Below are 15,526 nucleotides of genomic sequence, written 5' to 3'. Positions count from 1 at the left end.
TCACCGAGGCCTAAGCTCTATGAAATGCTATGTGATTAATCTTGATCGCTCTGAAGAGAGGTTAACCCATATAAGAAGCGTATTTACCAAAGAAGGCCTCGATTTTATCCGCGTCAAGGCTGTTGATGGACGTTCTTTGTCTGAAGAGCAATTCGAGGAGCTGACACGCGTTCGCAAATGGCCTAAAAAACTGGCAAGAGCGGAAGTCGGTTGTTTTCTCAGTCATCTCGAATGCTGGCGGTTGATTGCCGAAGGAGATGATCTCTATGGAGCCGTGTTCGAGGATGACATAAAACTCTCGCCCCATGCCCATTTGTTTTTGAAAAACTATGATTGGGTGCCCGAAGGGTGTGACATTGTTAAACTTGATACAGCACGAATCGTTTGTGTTTTAAAAAAATTCGACACCGAACTTGCCGACCATTACAAATTGGGACGACTTGTTAGCAAACATTATTGTTCCGGTGGTTACATCATGTCGAAAGCTTGCGCCAGACGGCTATATGACGAAATCAAACTTGTCACGGCACCGATTGATGAAATCATGTATAATCCGGAATGCGGCGTTTGCCGTTCCCTTAATATCGAGCAGATGTTTCCGGCTATCGCTATCCAGATCGGACTTTCCAGCACGATTCTTGCAGATCGAAAGAGGGTCAAATCTGTTAAACGAGTGAAGCGCCCGATCCCGCAAAGAATACGGCGTGAGTTAAATCGTTTAAAAAAACGGTACGTGAAACCCTGGTTTTTGAAAACATTTCGCGGCTTCTATTGGGGCATTGTCCCGTTTCGTTAATCGTAACTTTTTGAAAACAAAGGTTTTTTAAATGCATATCAGCTATGCATAATTGTGGGTTGTTGTTTGGGGTCTCATGCAATATCTTTCCTCTTGCTGGATTACTCCTCCTCCCAAATCCAGCAAGTTGAATGCAGCACCTCCTCCTCCCATAGCTGCATTCGGAATCAAAGGCTGCGCATCTCCTCCCGCGCGGCCTTTTTCTTTTTCTTGAAAAATATCTGGCAATCTCCAATTCTTGCCACCTGATTACAACACCCGCTATTTCATATTCATCAACCGCCTGATCGTTCACCATTTTGCCGGATGAAAATTCATCATTTTGCCGGATGAAAATTCACCATTTGGCTTAATGATAACCAAGAGCCGAAATGGCAATCTGGAACCTTCGCAACAATTTCCATCAATATCCTGATAAGGATGTTAAGGTCTAAAGGCGTTTTCTCCTAATAAAAACAAGTTTTGTTGAATCACAAATACGAGATCAGCAATAAAAAAATCCTTATGCCGAAAACAACAATTTAAATCCTGAATTGAATATGGGGAATTGTCGACTTTGAAGTTCTCAACCGGTGATTTATTTTTTCATTACTTTTTAAAGTAACTTATAGCCCGTAAACGTGCCTATAGTTCGGTGAACAGCCAATTCATACGGGATTTCTTTTCAGGTTTCTGTGATTAGTCGAGTTATTATAGAATTTCAAAAAGCCTGTTCCGTTAAAGACGTTTATCGGGAAAAACCGGCTGCGATTTCTATGCGGGTATTTTCCGGCTGGAATTTTGATGTAAAAAGTTTTTTAATCGAAATCACGGAAACTGTATAAGGTTAACATTCTGTTAATTATCACGTATTTAATTGGGCTACACGAAGCTGATTCGTTTTAACTGCCTTGATTGAAACAATCTCGATTGAAACAATGAAGAGGGGAATATGCGCGTAAAAACTATTCTGGTTGCTGCCAGCCTTTTGGCTAGTGCAACACTTGCCGGTTGTACAACCACGGGAGGCTCGTCATCGACGCTTGCGGCCTATTCTCAGGTTAATGATGGCGGATTTATTATTCCCGCAATCAAGGCAAACGAGATCAAACCGGAATTTCGCCGGCAGATTGTAGCCTATCCGACAGATGAAAAGCCGGGAACAATTATTATTGATACTGCCAACAAGCACCTTTATTACATCATGCCGGATGGCAAGGCCATGCGTTATGGCATTGGCGTGGGGCGTGACGGATTCCGTTGGACGGGGAATGCAACAATCGGACGCAAGGCGGAATGGCCAGCCTGGGTTCCGCCACAGCGTATGTTGGTACGCCAGCCGGAATTGAAAGAATTTGCCGGTGGAATGAAACCGGGCTTGCAAAACCCGCTTGGTGCGCGTGCGCTCTATCTTTATAAAGATGGCAAGGACAGCATGTTCAGGCTGCATGGCACGCCTGAATGGTGGACGATCGGTACCAATGTTTCATCCGGATGCATCCGCCTTATCAATCAGGATATTATAGATCTTTATAATCGTGCGGAAGTTGGCGCAAAGGTTATCGTAAAATAATCGGGGGTTATCGTAAAATAATCGGGGGTTATCGTAAAATAATCGGGGTTACGCTCGTTAAATAGGGAACAAAGTTTTCCCCTTTATTGAAGCGCGGATTTTTTCCGCGCTTTTTATTTTTCAATATTATTTTTCGGCTACATTATTTTTGGCTTGCTCAAGAAAGGGAAGTTCCCGACTTTTATCACTTGTCGGGTTTTTCAAGTTGATGCAACAGAAAAGACAGATAAAATCCGCTCAATTCTTTCGCTAAATGCCGGTCTCAACGGCATATTCGGGTCATTCAGTTATTCCGGTCATTCATATATTCCGCTCAAGCAATGGTCGAATTATTTTCAATCGTCAGGGGCGGCACGCTCTTTAACGGGATGGCCGCGTCAGGATATAAATCGAAATCACAATCAAAATGCAAATTGTTGCGAGCGCCAGCCATAGAACCGGCTGTGCTATCAACATAAACGAGCAAAATCCTATAGCCATCCCCCCGACGGCCAGAAATTTGATAAAAGGCGATATGACCCCGCGTTCTTCCCATTGCTTGATAGGGGGGCCGAAAATTTTATGATGATGAAGCCAATTGTGAAAACGCGGAGATGACCTTGCGAAACACCAGGATGCGACAAGCAAAAACGGCACCGTCGGCATAATGGGCAAAACAGCTCCGATAATGCCCAGAACGACCATAAGACAGCCTATAACCAGATAAACTATACGCAATGGTGCAGGAGTATTGAACTCTTTCATCGTCTGATATCTACACTTTTTAAAAACTCATAGTTGTACAATAATTTGTCCAAAAATAGGGCAAATAATTGATAATAATGGCAAAAATGCCTTTTCACAGCCATGTGAACAACACAACCATCGGTTAAGAAACCTCATTCGCTTAATCCCCCGAAACTCTAACCAGTTAGCAGGATATGTGTTTTTTGACCGATAAAAAAAGACTTCTATCGTTCCTGACAGCAATTTTTGTTGTCTGTTTTTCCAGTTTTGGTAACGCGGCGCTTAGTCATGGTCATATCAATCATGGTGGGCAATGCGGTGGTGCATCCTGGTATGCATTGCATTCCAAAACAGCTTCAGGCGAAAAGATGAATCCCTTCGCTATGACAGCCGCGCATAAGACATTACCGCTTGGAAGCAAAATCAGAGTGACCAACAAGTTCAATGGAAAATCGATTATTGTGCGTATCAATGATCGCGGCCCATTTATTACCGGTCGGATTCTGGATTTGTCCAAAGGGGCAGCCAGTCAACTCGGTTTTGTCCAAAACGGGTTAACCAATGTTTGTTATGAACGGTTAAGCTGAAAGCAATAGAGAAAAAGGGGAAGCACTGTCTTCCCCTTTTTATTTTGGCATATTATTTGCCAAAATTTTTGAGTGACCGCAAGCCGATTGCAAAACCGATCCAGCCCCATCCCTGAAAGATAAGGTCGATCGACAGAAACAGGCCGAGAACCCAAAGTGTGTTGGCAGGCCAACCGGTTGTGATAACGAGACCGGCAATAGCGGTAATAATACCGGCTGCAATAATCCACCCATGGCCTTTGAGTTCGCGGCTCTGGAAGCCGATAACAACACGGATAACACCGGCTACAACAAGCAGGAAGCCGAGCAGGAATGTAAACACGGCAGCCGCCAGAATTGGCTGGATAAGGCAGACAATGCCACCGAACGTATAAAGAATACCTGCGAGCAGCCAGTAGAAAAAACGTCCCCAGCTTTTAACGCCGAATGCATGAATGAGCTGCACAATACCACCCACCAGCATCATAAGTCCGATATAGATAGCGACAGCTTCTGTTGCGAATGGCAAAGTAAATGCTGCAACAATGCCGACAAGCAGAAGGATAATTCCAAGAACCAAAAACCACCCCCATTTCGCCGATAGCTCGCTTGCACCATCCAGGGGATTCCAATTATTTGAACTCACGACGGTTTTTCCTTTTCAAAATGACTGTTTCAGAAGAATGCGTTTTATGGCATTGCTATTTGACATGGGCAATACCATTTTCGCGTTACCGTTATCATAGAATATAAAAAGAAATAACATAGAAAAAAAGCAGGTTCATCATTATCGCGGTTATCGACCTTTATGAAGACCAATGAAAGTAAAGTAACCAATGCATGTGTTTATTGAAAATTATTGGCCGCATATCCTAGCCTTATTGTCGTTTTTTCTGGGGCTTGGTGCTGCAATCCATGCCACTATGACAAAGCAGGAGGTTCGCACCGCTATCGGGTGGGTTGGTGTCATTATGCTTTCGCCCGTTTTGGGTGCTGTCATCTATGGTATTTTCGGTATCAACCGCATTCATAACAATGTTGTTTATAAACGGCACCGGCACGCCGGCAGCAAAGGTCATGCGCGTGCCGATAAGTATGATTGTTCGGATAGTTATATTCTGAACCGGTTCGGGCGTCTTGCTGCGCCCATGAAAAAACTTGGCGATCATGTAAGCCTTGGCCGGATGACGCGCGGCAATCATTTAACAGTTCTTGATAATGGCGATGAAGCTTATAGTGCTATGTTAAGCGCAATCGGTGCGGCCAAGCGTTGTTTGATTCTCGAATGTTACATTTTTGACCGCGACGATATGGGGGAGCTTTTTGTTGAAGCTTTGTCTGCTGCTGTTCGCCGCGGTGTCGAGGTGCGTGTTCTTATTGATGCGGTCGGTGCGCGCTATTCAATCCCTTCGATTGTCCGTGATTTACGGCGTGAAAAAGTCCCCGTCGCGGTTTTTAACGGCAATATTATTATCGGTTTACGTTTGCCTTATGCCAATTTGCGCACGCACAGAAAAATTCTGGTTGTCGACGGGAGTGTTGCTTTTACTGGCGGTATGAATATCCGTGCCGGTTTTTCACAGACATTCAGCGGTGAAAAAACCGCCGACGATACCCATTTTCGCGTGGAAGGGCCGGCTGTTGCCGATATTTTTTCGGTCGCAGCCAATGATTGGGCTTTTGCCAAAGGGGAAAACCTCGACACCAAAATCTGGGCTATTCCGGCAATCAAGGAAAAATCCGATGAAGGTGTCTGCGTCCGCGTTGTACCAACCGGTCCCGACCGTTTGATCGAAACAAACCAACGCATGTTGATCGGTGCATTCTCGCTTGCAGAAAAGCATATTCGTATCATGACACCCTATCTTTTACCCGACAGGGAATTGATTAGCGCGCTGGTAACAGCCGCCCGTCGCGGTGTCGACGTTGATATTATCGTGCCGGGAAATAACAATTTGAAACTTGTCGACCGGGCCATGCGTGCCCAATTCGATCAGCTTTTGCGTGACGGGTGCCGTATATGGCGTGCAAAAGGGCCTTTCAATCATTCAAAACTCATGGAGATCGACGATCGCTGGAGCTATGTCGGTTCATCCAATCTTGACTCGCGTTCATTAAGATTGAATTTCGAGATTGATATGGAAATATTCGACGAAACACTTGCCCGCTATCTTTCTGAAAAAATACAGCATGAGCAGGAAGATGCGCGTGAAGTCAGAATGGAAGATCTTATAAATCGGCCATTTCTTTCGCGTTTGATTGACAGGGTTATCTGGCTAGGTTCGCCCTATCTTTGATATTTTTCCAAGCTGTCGATTGCGCTGTCGCGACATGGGGCTATTGTCGTTATAAAAGTTCTTTATCTACCGGAAAATCGGCCTCTATTGACGAAAACTAAGTGCCTGAAACTGATGAGCTCGATGTGTTTCGAGCCTCTCGAAACAGGGGAGTGCCGTTTAAACAATCGTTTTCCGGCTTCAACCTGTTTTTCCGGCTTTATAAACGGAATTATTCCGTAAATGTTTCTGTTTCACGTTTCGCCCGTTCCTGGAGCAGTTTGGTTGCTCCCTCAAGGTCGATTTCCGCTTTGATAGGCAAATGGTCGGAAGCAAGCCGTGCAAGCGGCGAGTTATGGATTTCTATATTGGAAACGAGTTCATGCGGATAGGCAAAAACACGGTCGAGCGCCAAAACAGGAAAGCGCGAAGGAAAACTCGGCAATGTTCCCAAGCGCAAATCAAAAAACGGAGCAAGGCTTTTGAGAGACGATGTTCTGCCCAATCTCCATTCGTTCAAATCGCCGATCATGATTGTCGGCATGATTTCACGTTTTTTCAGAATAGACAAAATAAGCTTTGCCTGTTGAATCCTTGAATGGTGCAAGAGACCGAAATGAGCGGCAACAATGCGGATAAGCCCGACTGGCATATCGAGTTCGACGATGAGCGCACCACGCGGTTCAACGCCGGGCAGTTTCAGTTGGACAATATCTTTGACTTTCCCATTGCGCATGAAAAGGGCATTGCCATGCCAACCTAATCCGCGTGGGGACATTGTATTGATTGGTACACGCTCCAAACCGGTTTCCGATTTCAGAAGTTCCGGATCAAGCAAACCTATTCTTTCACCGAAACGCTTGTCAGCTTCCTGAAAAGCCATAATATCGGGATTGAGTTCGGCAACGACATGTACAATCCGCTCCGGATCGAACACATTGTCGACACCGACACATTTATGAATATTGTATGAGCCGACGACCATATCGTAAGTGTCACGATCGGCATCTTTCGGACGGTGTCCATGACGATTGCGGACAGCCTGCAATAATCTTGTCTGGAGGGCTTTTTGACTTAATTGGCTTGGCCAATGGAACTTTTTATTTTTAAGGATGTCCATGATTTTTTCTGAAAGCAGATTTGCCCCGCTCGAAAGCTTTGATTATTATATGAAGTGACAGCTATAAAACTACAAGCTTTGTCGCTTGAAATTGAAGACTATTACCACCTATTTTTTCACCAAAATATGATAAAAGATTTAATTGCCGCGAGACAGGTTGCATAACCATTTAAAATGGGACACCAACGCCTGCAAAAAATGGAAGATAAACACCATGGTTGATATGAGCGACGATCAAGCAATTATAATCGAAGCTTTTTCACAAAACAGTTTCAAAAAACATTCCGGCCCTGTTGCCTTTAACCGTATCGAATTGAATGCGATATTACGTGTCTATGGACAAATGGTGGCTGCCGGCGAATGGCGCGATTACGCGATTGACCATCTGGATGACAAAGCGGTGTTTTCCATTTTTCGCCGAACCGCTGAAATACCGCTTTATCGTGTCGAGAAAAACCCGAAATTGGCGAACCGTCAAGGTGCTTACAGTGTCATTGCAGCAAGCGGATTGATCCTGAAACGCGGCAAGGAACTCCGCAATGTTCTGAAAGTTTTTGACAAGAAGCTCTTCAAAATTGTCTGAGCTTGTCATTGAAGGTGTTGTTGCGGAAAGCAGCACTGATGTTTGCCAATTTTTAAACAGGCGAACAAGGACTTTTTTGAAGAGACGAATAAGAATTCAAGAAAAAGAAAAATCGTTAAAAAGAAAACCCCGTCTTTAAAAAAGACGGGGTTTAAAGAACGGTTTTGTTTGAATTCTTTATGAATTGCGATTCTGTCCGAGGAATTGCAACAGGAAGACAAACATATTGATGAAATCGAGATAGAGTGTCAAAGCACCCATCACAACCTTGCGGCCACGTGTTTCGGCTTCATCACCTTCATAATACATAACTTTGATTGTCTGGGTGTCATAAGCGGTAAGACCGGCAAAAATGAGAACACCGATAATCGAGATGGCAAATTGCAGTGCATTCGACCCCAGAAAAAGATTGACAACCATGGCCAACAGAAGGCCGATCAATCCCATAAACAGGAACGACCCCATACCTGTCAGATCACGCTTTGTCGTATAACCGTAAAGCGACAGGGAACCGAAAGCGGCCGCTGAAATGAAGAATGTTTGTGTAATGCTTGCAGGTGTGTAGCGCAGAATAATGGATGAAAGCGACAATCCTACGAGTGCTGCATAAACAAAAAACAGCATACGTGCCGAACTTGTGCTTAACGACCCGATTTTGAAGCTCAAAAAGAACACTGCAATGAGCGGAGCAAACATCACAACATAAGCAAACGGTGAAGTATAGAAAGTTACACCGAATGATGTCAGATAAACGCCGTTTGGCAACATGTAAGGTGTCGGGTCACTCGATGTTGCAAGTGAAGCGATAACAAATGCTGCAATACCCGTAATAACAAGCCCGATTGCCATTGCATTGTAAACGCCAAGCATATAACTGCGCAGTCCCATGTCGATGGAAGCATCGGCCTGAGTTGCGCTTGTCGGGCGAAAGTTTCTAAAATCAGCCATATAAATAATCCTTTAGCTTGTGTTCCGGACGGTGTCGGGCAAAATGGTTCAAAAAAAGTGATTCCCCCATTCTAATCCCGGGCGCCGCTGGCGGAACCCCAGCATGCCTATCTGATATTATGGGCATTAATTTGAAAAAAAACAAGTCTCGCATCATCCGGAATAGATTACAATTCTTTTAGAAAACGTGACGGTTTTTCACTCAATATATGCCAGGTTCCGATAAGGCCGAAGCCGATGGTCAGAATAAGTGCCGTGCAAATGACGGCAATACCGGAAGTGAATGAAAAATGGATGTTGATTATTTCCATTTTGTATCGGCCAATCAAGGAACCGGCAACTGTTCCGGCAACAAATGCAAATATTGCTGTTGCCAAGCCGACAATTGCATATTCTGCAAAATAGGCTTTAAAGAGCATTTTGCGGGTTGCTCCCAAAGTTTTCAAGATAACGGCATCATGAATGCGCGACTGGTTGGTTGAAGAAAGTATGCCGATCAGGACAAGGATTGCAGCCATAATGGCTATTGTCGAGGATGCACGAATAGCTATGCCGATTTCATCAACTATTTTTCTTGCGTCATCAAGTACCTGATGAACCGGAACCACCGTAATTGAAGGAAAACGGCTGGCGATTTCACGCATTAATCCGGCTTCGTCAACCGGATGATTGCCCCCTTCTTTGAAAGTTGCGAGAAAAACATGTGGCGCACCTTTCAAGGCTTCCGGCGAAAAAATCATGACAAAATTCATGGCGAACGAGTCCCAGTCGACACGACGAAAACTGGTGATGCGGGCGGTTATTTCCCGCCCCGATATATTGACAGTTATCGTATCGCCAAGTTTTAGAAAAAGCCCTTTTGCTTCCCGATTGGAAACCGATACTTCTATGGCTTTGTTACTGTCATTTTTCCACCATTGGCCTTCGGAAAGAACGGTATTTTCGGGCATGGTTTCAGAATAGGTTATATTGCGGTCACCGCGTAAGACCCATTCACTCTCTTCTTTTACTTTTCTGTTCTTTACCGGTTCACCGTTTATTTTTGTAATACGGGCGCGCAATGTCGGCATCATCCTGAAGGTTCCGGAAGGATCATATTGTTTCAGAAAATTTGAAAAATCCTCGGCATCGCTTTTCAGAATATCCATGAAAAAGAAATCGGGCGCTTTTTCAGGAACGGAGCCGGAAAGTTCGGCTCTTAAATTATTATCGATTGTCGAAAGCGTAACAAGCAATGTCAGACCGAGGCCAAGTGCCAGAACAACCGAAGGTGTAATGGAGCGCGGGCGATAAATATTGCCGATAGCAACGCGCAAGATCGTTGAGCGCATATGGGCACATTTGCGTGCAGCAAAAGTAATGGCCGAAGCAACGCCTCTCAATACGAGGAAGACGACGATGACAGCGATGATGAAGATAAAGGCCAATCGTTTGTCAGAAGCGGTTAAAATTGCGAGAGTAGCTGTTACAAGCAATAATATTGCGGTCAACAACCATCCGGATTTGTCGGATTTTTTATCCTCTTCCCCGCCAAAAGGATGAAGGAGCGTTGTTACGGACGTAAAGCGCGAACGCGATAGAGGCAAAATGGCAAAAGCTGCTGTCGTCAACAATGCAAAGATAATTGCAAGTACCAGACTGATCGGTGAAAAATGCGCTTCTCCGAAAAAAGGTAGATATTGGCGAATGATAAGGCTTGCCGCAAAGGGAATGATCGTCGCAAAAACAAGTCCTATTATAATTCCGATCAGCGCGATGAGCATGATTTGTGAAAAATAGATTTCGATAATCAAACGCGAACGTGCACCAAGGGCTTTGAATATGGCAATAACCTTGCGTTTTTTGTCCATATAGGCGTTGACAGAATTTGCAATTCCTACGCCGCCGACAATGAGTGCTGTCAGCCCTATGAGGGTAAGAAAACTTGTAAAACGTTCAATGTTTTTTTGCAAAACCGGAGCGGCATCAACGCGACTGCGGATAGACCAACCATTATCCGAAAACTGTTTTTCATGATTGTGTTGGAGGTCGTGCAGGAAACTGTCGGAGCTATTGTCGAGCGCAATTTTATAGACAAAATTGCGCAAGCTTCCCGGAACCAGCAATCCCGTTTCACGTAAGGCATCAATCGACATGAAAAGCCGTGGGCCAAGCTGGAAACCTTCCGACAAAAGATCGGGTTCTTCGTCGAGAACAGCGCGAATTGTAAAATCACGATCGCCAATTTTAATTTTGTCGCCGATATGAAGTTGAAGCCGCTCCATGAGAAGTTTCTGGGCAACAACACCAAAACCCTGATCGTCTTTTTTGAACAGATCTTCGTTTCCCGCCGGTGGCAAGGTCTTTAACGTACCATAAAGCGGATAGAAGCTGTCGACAGCCTTTATTTCGACCAATGTGCTGTCACTTGTATCGGCGCGTCGTGCCATGGAACGCATAAGAATGCTTTCGGATACTTTGCCATTGGCTTTGAAAAATGCCAATTCCTGTTCGTTTGCTTCGCGCTGGGTCAGGCCGAAACGTATATCACCGGCAAGGATAAGCTGCCCCTGATCGTTAATTTCGCGGGAAATATTTCGCGAAACACCGTCGACACCACCAATGGCTGCAACACCCAATATAATAAGACACAGGAAAATATAAAACCCGTTCAAGCCGCTGCGCATTTCTCGCAAACAAAACCGCCAAGCGAGGCGAAGTTCCTGAAACAGGCTCATACTGCCGCTCCGCTGTCTTTTTCGATCAAACCGTTTCGTACATAAATCTGACGCCCGCATCGCGCGGCAAGGCTTCTGTCATGGGTAACAAGAACGGTTGTCAATCCATGCTCTGCGGCACGTTTGAAAATGAGATCTGCTATGGTTTTACCGGTATCGGTGTCGAGATTGCCGGTGGGTTCGTCGGCAATCAATATGCGGGGATTGGGCGAGAGTGCACGTGCAATGGCAACGCGCTGCTGCTCGCCACCTGATAATGTCGCGGGGTAATGATCGAGACGTTCGCCAAGTCCCACATGTTCAAGTTCCTGTTTTGCAATATCGAAAGCGTCGGCATTTCCCGAAAGTTCAAGCGGAACAGCGGCGTTTTCCCAAGCTGTCATATTTGGAATAAGCTGGAATGATTGAAAAACAATGCCGATATTCTGCCCGCGAAAAAGCGCTGCTTCATCTTCATTCATCTTGTCAATACGCGTATCGGCAATGAATATTTCGCCACTGTCAATTTTCTCTAGCCCTGCAAGCACCATAAGCAATGTTGACTTGCCGGAACCGGATGGGCCAACAATACCGACAGTTTCACCGCGATGTATCTCCAGTGACAGATTCTTTAAAACGTGAACGCGAGAACTACCTTCACCAAGAGTAAGATCAATATTTTTGAGTTCAACCAAAGCTCTTGCCACAAATAACTCCTGTTCTTATGTCACAAACTGATCTAGGATTATAACGATACTTCACGCCGAGGGGTAAAAAATGTTGCGGCCTTTTATTTGTGCATTCATCGGGCTTTTTCTAGGCAGCATTGCGGTTTTTCCTGCATCCGCCCAACAAGCCGGTCAAATTGACGAACCGGCGCGGGAAGACAGTGAAACACCGGTTCTCGATGATGACTTGGCCCCGCCACGCCCTTTCCAGATTGTCGGTTTCGGCGATAGCCTGATGGCAGGTTACAGGCTCCCCGTCGACAAGTCGTTTACTGCTGTCCTTGAAGCAGCATTGCAGGCGAAAAATTACAACATATCGGTAATCAATGCCGGCGTTTCAGGTGATACAACAACCGGTGGCAGAGAGCGCATCGACTGGTCGGTGCCGGATCAGACCGGCCTCGTCATTTTAGAACTCGGTGCCAATGATATGTTGCGCGGCATCGACCCCAAGGTAACCGAGGATAATCTCGATTTTATGTTGTCGCGGCTGAAAGATCGCAAAATCCCCGTCATACTGGTCGGCATGAAAAGTGCCCCCAATTATGGCAAGGACAAAGCCGGACAATTTGAAGCCATCTACCCGCGCCTTGCCGACAAATATCATACGGCTTTCTATCCTTTCTTTTTGGAAGGCGTAGCAGGGCATCAGGATTTGCAGCTTGATGACGGGAAACATCCAAACGACAAAGGCGTTACTGTTATTGTTGAAAAAATGTTGCCGATGATTGAAAAAACGTTGAACGGATTAGGAGTAAACCACCAATAAGCGGGTGGCAGTCAATTTTTGCCGATCACGTTTATTGCGACCATCCGTTCTGGAACCTTGTCGATAAAAAGTTACTAAATAAAACCAATTCCCGTTATACGGGATTTGAAAGGAAAAATCCGAATATCCTGTTATGCCGATTATCAATCTCCATAAAGAACATCCTCTTGACGATGGGCGACAATCCGAAAAAGCTTTAATGGTGCGTCATGGCGTACAAAGGCTTTTTTTGCGGCTTGGCATTCCGGTTTTAAGCGAGTTGCCACTTGCCGACGGAAGGCGCGCCGATCTCGTTGGAATAGGGCGCAAGGGTGAAGTGATTATTGTCGAGATCAAATCATCAATCGGAGATTTGAAGGCAGATCATAAATGGCAGGATTATCGCGCCCATTGTGACAGACTTTATTTCGCAAGCCACGCCGAAGTCCCAATGGAACTGTTTCCGGAAAGTTGCGGGTTTATTCTTGCTGACGGGTTTGACGGCTATATCATGCGCGACGCCCCCGAACACCGTATGTCGGCAGCAACCCGTAAATCGGTCATGTTGCGTTTTTCAAGGGTTGCAGCAAGAAGACTGACGAAAGCCGAGCTTGATGGATTTGATCTTGCTGTTGATAGCGATGAAAAATCCGATTGATTGCGCATTTGACAATAAACCGGAAAGGGCAAGCTTTTCGCGTTTTACTTTTGGCTGCCAATGAGCAATTTCGAGCAAGCGCTACTTCAGAATATGTTATTATTTAACGGCTTGCTATGTCCGGATTGTTGCTCTTGTCACTTTCGTTCGCGTCGCTTTTATTCCGGCCGGAAGAATATCATTTCACCTTGGCGCGCGTTTTGCCAGAATGCGTTGCAAGGTGCGCCGGTGCATGTTCAATCTGCGGGCAGTTTCTGAAACGTTACGATCACACATTTCATAAACGCGCTGGATGTGTTCCCAGCGTACACGATCAGCCGACATGGGGTTTTCCGGAACCGGAGCTTTTTCGCCAGCGTGGCGGGTAAGAGCACCGAATATATCGTCGGCATCGGCAGGTTTCGAGAGATAATCGATTGCACCGAGCTTTACAGCGTTAACCGCCGAAGCAATATTGCCATAGCCGGTCAATACAATCATATGGGTATCAGAACGGCATTTACGAATTTCCTCGATGACATCAAGTCCGTTGCCATCACCCAATTTGAGATCTACCACCGCATAGGCGGGTGGATTATGACGCACATTGGCGATTCCGTCCTGCACTGATTCGGCCATGGTCACACTGAAGCCACGTGCTTCCATGGCACGTGCGAGACGGTGGAGAAACGGCTTGTCATCGTCAACCAGAAGCAATGAAGTATCGGCTCCAATCGCGTCCTGATTATGTGCAGTATCAGTCATGCATTGTCCTTTATCCGGTAGGTCCAAATGTATCGTTTGGCTGTCAACATTAGCCTTGACTGCGACAAAATGTCAAATCGTCTTGGTCTTGGTCAGGCTCTTTCGACTCCATGCCAGATAAACTTCTGCACCATATTCTTTTTTCGGACTATTCCTGAAACGCAAAAGCGCACCGGATCTTTCGAGAAGTGTTTTGGCAATAAACAATCCAAGTCCCAATCCCCCGCCCTGACTGTCGGCATGGCGGCTTGTCGTATAAGGCTCGCCGATGCGATCAAGAATTGACGGGTCATAACCATGGCCATCATCAATAATAGTCAAGGCAACATATTTTTCATTCCATTTATACTGGATAATGATTTTGCTGCGCGCAAAATCGACTGCATTTTCCAAAAGATTGCCGAGACCATACAAAATACCGGGATTGCGTGGAAAAACCGGTTCGTCACCGACCGTTTCGCCCTTTTCGATAATAATGTCGATACCGAATTCACGTAAAGGTTCCGAAACTTCCTGAAGAAGCTCCAGAAGGCTCAAATGTGAAAGATGGTCTTCACCCTGGCTTGAAAGAGTCGTCAAACGTTTCAATATGTTTCTGCAACGTTCTGTCTGGCTTAAAAGAAGACTTAAATCGTCGCCGATTGCAGGATCATCCTTCAATCCGTTGTACATTTCTTTGACAACAAGCTGGATTGTTGCAAGCGGTGTTCCAAGTTCATGCGCTGCGGCGGCAGCCAGACCATCAAGTTCGGACAGGTGTTTTTCATGCTGCATGATGAGTTCCGTGGCGCTGAGCGCATCGGCCAGACTTCTGGTTTCTTCCGCCACTCTGTAACCATAGGCTGTCGTGAAGATGAGGAACGAAACAATTGCCGTCCATATACCGTCGACAAGAAGCCGTGGTGTCTCGATTGTCCGCCCCGGATACCAGGGCAAAGGTTCCGAATAGGTTGAAAGAATGCTGGCAAAAATGATAACCAGAAGATTGAGAAAAATGATATGTTTGCGCGGAAGAGACGTTGCAGATATTACGGCGGGTGCAATTAACAAAACCGAAAACGGATTTTGTAAACCGCCTGTCAAATAAAGCAAAGCCGCATATTGCAGAATATCGACGCCCAGTATTGTAGTTGCAACATTGGATGACAAGCGGTCATTGATGGAATAAAAAAAGGTCAGAAAAATATTGAGCCAGATGGATGCGGCAATCAATATTGTGCATGGAATGATGGGAAACTTAAATCCGAGATAAACAGAAACAAAAGCAATTGTAATTGTCTGGCTGAAAATCGCAAGCCAACGGATACGCACAAGTGTCGTCGAACGCAAACGACGCGAATAGGTGGAGGTGCGTTGAAAAAATTCCTTTTCCATCATTTTACCTT

General features: G+C 45.5%; 14 protein-coding genes and 1 pseudogene. 7 read left to right on the top strand and 8 right to left on the bottom strand.

Annotation, left to right across the window (positions count from 1 at the left end; translation table 11 throughout):
- Positions 1–19 precede the first annotated feature (19 nt).
- Positions 20–796, top strand: a complete 777-nt coding sequence (locus H3S94_RS03000) for a glycosyltransferase family 25 protein (protein ID WP_198240239.1) — start codon at positions 20–22, stop codon at positions 794–796.
- Between the two features lie 931 nt (positions 797–1,727).
- Entirely contained in the window at positions 1,728–2,348 is a 621-nt protein-coding gene (locus tag H3S94_RS02995) for a L,D-transpeptidase (protein ID WP_077990492.1), read from the top strand.
- A gap of 360 nt (positions 2,349–2,708) precedes the next feature.
- Here H3S94_RS02995 and H3S94_RS02990 read toward each other — a convergent pair whose 3' ends face one another.
- Positions 2,709–3,092 (bottom strand): YbaN family protein, encoded by a 384-nt coding sequence (locus H3S94_RS02990; protein WP_077990493.1) that lies wholly within the window; start codon positions 3,090–3,092, stop codon positions 2,709–2,711.
- 176 nt (positions 3,093–3,268) lie between these two features.
- Between H3S94_RS02990 and H3S94_RS02985 the strand changes: the two genes are divergently transcribed.
- Positions 3,269–3,661, top strand: a complete 393-nt coding sequence (locus H3S94_RS02985) for a septal ring lytic transglycosylase RlpA family protein (RefSeq protein ID WP_198240238.1) — start codon at positions 3,269–3,271, stop codon at positions 3,659–3,661.
- 52 nt (positions 3,662–3,713) lie between these two features.
- Here the strand turns inward: H3S94_RS02985 and H3S94_RS02980 are convergent, their stop codons facing one another.
- The gene (locus H3S94_RS02980; protein ID WP_077990497.1) at positions 3,714–4,286 is read right to left on the bottom strand and encodes an HdeD family acid-resistance protein; all 573 of its coding nucleotides are present in this window, start codon (positions 4,284–4,286) and stop codon (positions 3,714–3,716) included.
- A gap of 190 nt (positions 4,287–4,476) precedes the next feature.
- On the opposite strand from H3S94_RS02980, the gene H3S94_RS02975 reads away from it, so the two are divergent.
- Complete coding sequence (locus H3S94_RS02975) at positions 4,477–5,937, top strand: phospholipase D-like domain-containing protein (protein ID WP_198240237.1); 1,461 nt, start codon at positions 4,477–4,479, stop codon at positions 5,935–5,937.
- 211 nt (positions 5,938–6,148) lie between these two features.
- Here H3S94_RS02975 and H3S94_RS02970 read toward each other — a convergent pair whose 3' ends face one another.
- A complete protein-coding gene (locus H3S94_RS02970; RefSeq protein WP_198240236.1) occupies positions 6,149–7,036 on the bottom strand; it encodes an endonuclease/exonuclease/phosphatase family protein in 888 nt (295 codons plus the stop codon).
- 292 nt (positions 7,037–7,328) lie between these two features.
- Here H3S94_RS02970 and H3S94_RS02965 point away from each other — a divergent pair.
- Positions 7,329–7,619: pseudogene (locus tag H3S94_RS02965) on the top strand (DUF2794 domain-containing protein); the annotation flags it as partial.
- Between the two features lie 177 nt (positions 7,620–7,796).
- On the opposite strand, the gene H3S94_RS02960 reads toward H3S94_RS02965, so the two are convergent.
- From H3S94_RS02960 to H3S94_RS02950, 3 genes are all read right to left on the bottom strand, one after another.
- The gene (locus H3S94_RS02960; RefSeq protein WP_198240235.1) at positions 7,797–8,567 is read right to left on the bottom strand and encodes a Bax inhibitor-1/YccA family protein; all 771 of its coding nucleotides are present in this window, start codon (positions 8,565–8,567) and stop codon (positions 7,797–7,799) included.
- A 167-nt stretch (positions 8,568–8,734) separates the two neighbouring features.
- Positions 8,735–11,284 (bottom strand): ABC transporter permease, encoded by a 2,550-nt coding sequence (locus tag H3S94_RS02955; protein WP_198240234.1) that lies wholly within the window; start codon positions 11,282–11,284, stop codon positions 8,735–8,737.
- Complete coding sequence (locus tag H3S94_RS02950) at positions 11,281–11,970, bottom strand: ABC transporter ATP-binding protein (RefSeq protein ID WP_077990504.1); 690 nt, start codon at positions 11,968–11,970, stop codon at positions 11,281–11,283. The genes H3S94_RS02955 and H3S94_RS02950 overlap by 4 nt, the downstream gene beginning before the upstream one ends.
- A gap of 70 nt (positions 11,971–12,040) precedes the next feature.
- Between H3S94_RS02950 and H3S94_RS02945 the strand changes: the two genes are divergently transcribed.
- Positions 12,041–12,760, top strand: a complete 720-nt coding sequence (locus H3S94_RS02945; protein ID WP_077990505.1) for an arylesterase — start codon at positions 12,041–12,043, stop codon at positions 12,758–12,760.
- 133 nt (positions 12,761–12,893) lie between these two features.
- Positions 12,894–13,397 carry an MmcB family DNA repair protein gene (locus H3S94_RS02940; protein WP_077990507.1) on the top strand — a complete coding sequence of 168 codons (504 nt, stop codon included), beginning with the start codon at positions 12,894–12,896 and terminating at the stop codon, positions 13,395–13,397.
- 183 nt (positions 13,398–13,580) lie between these two features.
- On the opposite strand, the gene H3S94_RS02935 is transcribed toward H3S94_RS02940, so the two are convergent.
- Both H3S94_RS02935 and H3S94_RS02930 read right to left on the bottom strand, forming a co-directional pair.
- Positions 13,581–14,141, bottom strand: coding sequence for an ActR/PrrA/RegA family redox response regulator transcription factor (locus H3S94_RS02935; protein WP_077990508.1), 561 nt, complete (start codon positions 14,139–14,141; stop codon positions 13,581–13,583).
- Between the two features lie 72 nt (positions 14,142–14,213).
- On the bottom strand, positions 14,214–15,515 hold the full coding sequence (locus tag H3S94_RS02930; RefSeq protein ID WP_077990510.1) for an ActS/PrrB/RegB family redox-sensitive histidine kinase: 1,302 nt from the start codon (positions 15,513–15,515) through the stop codon (positions 14,214–14,216).
- Positions 15,516–15,526 lie beyond the last annotated feature (11 nt).

Origin of the sequence: Bartonella sp. B10834G3, assembly GCF_016102505.1 — a bacterium.
GTDB lineage: Bacteria > Pseudomonadota > Alphaproteobacteria > Rhizobiales > Rhizobiaceae > Bartonella > Bartonella choladocola.
Note: the sequence above shows the minus strand (reverse complement) of the source record. Positions and strands in the feature narration are given on the sequence as shown.

What these genes read in the sequence shown, in the direction of transcription:
- H3S94_RS03000 (WP_198240239.1), top strand. Translation starts at nt 20, where the DNA reads ATGAAATGCTATGTGATTAATCTTGATCGCTCTGAAGAGAGGTTAACC.
- H3S94_RS02995 (WP_077990492.1), top strand. Translation starts at nt 1,728, where the DNA reads ATGCGCGTAAAAACTATTCTGGTTGCTGCCAGCCTTTTGGCTAGTGCA.
- H3S94_RS02990 (WP_077990493.1), bottom strand. Translation starts at nt 3,092, where the DNA reads ATGAAAGAGTTCAATACTCCTGCACCATTGCGTATAGTTTATCTGGTT.
- H3S94_RS02985 (WP_198240238.1), top strand. Translation starts at nt 3,269, where the DNA reads ATGTGTTTTTTGACCGATAAAAAAAGACTTCTATCGTTCCTGACAGCA.
- H3S94_RS02975 (WP_198240237.1), top strand. Translation starts at nt 4,477, where the DNA reads ATGCATGTGTTTATTGAAAATTATTGGCCGCATATCCTAGCCTTATTG.
- H3S94_RS02970 (WP_198240236.1), bottom strand. Translation starts at nt 7,036, where the DNA reads ATGGACATCCTTAAAAATAAAAAGTTCCATTGGCCAAGCCAATTAAGT.
- H3S94_RS02960 (WP_198240235.1), bottom strand. Translation starts at nt 8,567, where the DNA reads ATGGCTGATTTTAGAAACTTTCGCCCGACAAGCGCAACTCAGGCCGAT.
- H3S94_RS02955 (WP_198240234.1), bottom strand. Translation starts at nt 11,284, where the DNA reads ATGAGCCTGTTTCAGGAACTTCGCCTCGCTTGGCGGTTTTGTTTGCGA.
- H3S94_RS02945 (WP_077990505.1), top strand. Translation starts at nt 12,041, where the DNA reads ATGTTGCGGCCTTTTATTTGTGCATTCATCGGGCTTTTTCTAGGCAGC.
- H3S94_RS02940 (WP_077990507.1), top strand. Translation starts at nt 12,894, where the DNA reads ATGCCGATTATCAATCTCCATAAAGAACATCCTCTTGACGATGGGCGA.
- H3S94_RS02935 (WP_077990508.1), bottom strand. Translation starts at nt 14,141, where the DNA reads ATGACTGATACTGCACATAATCAGGACGCGATTGGAGCCGATACTTCA.
- H3S94_RS02930 (WP_077990510.1), bottom strand. Translation starts at nt 15,515, where the DNA reads ATGGAAAAGGAATTTTTTCAACGCACCTCCACCTATTCGCGTCGTTTG.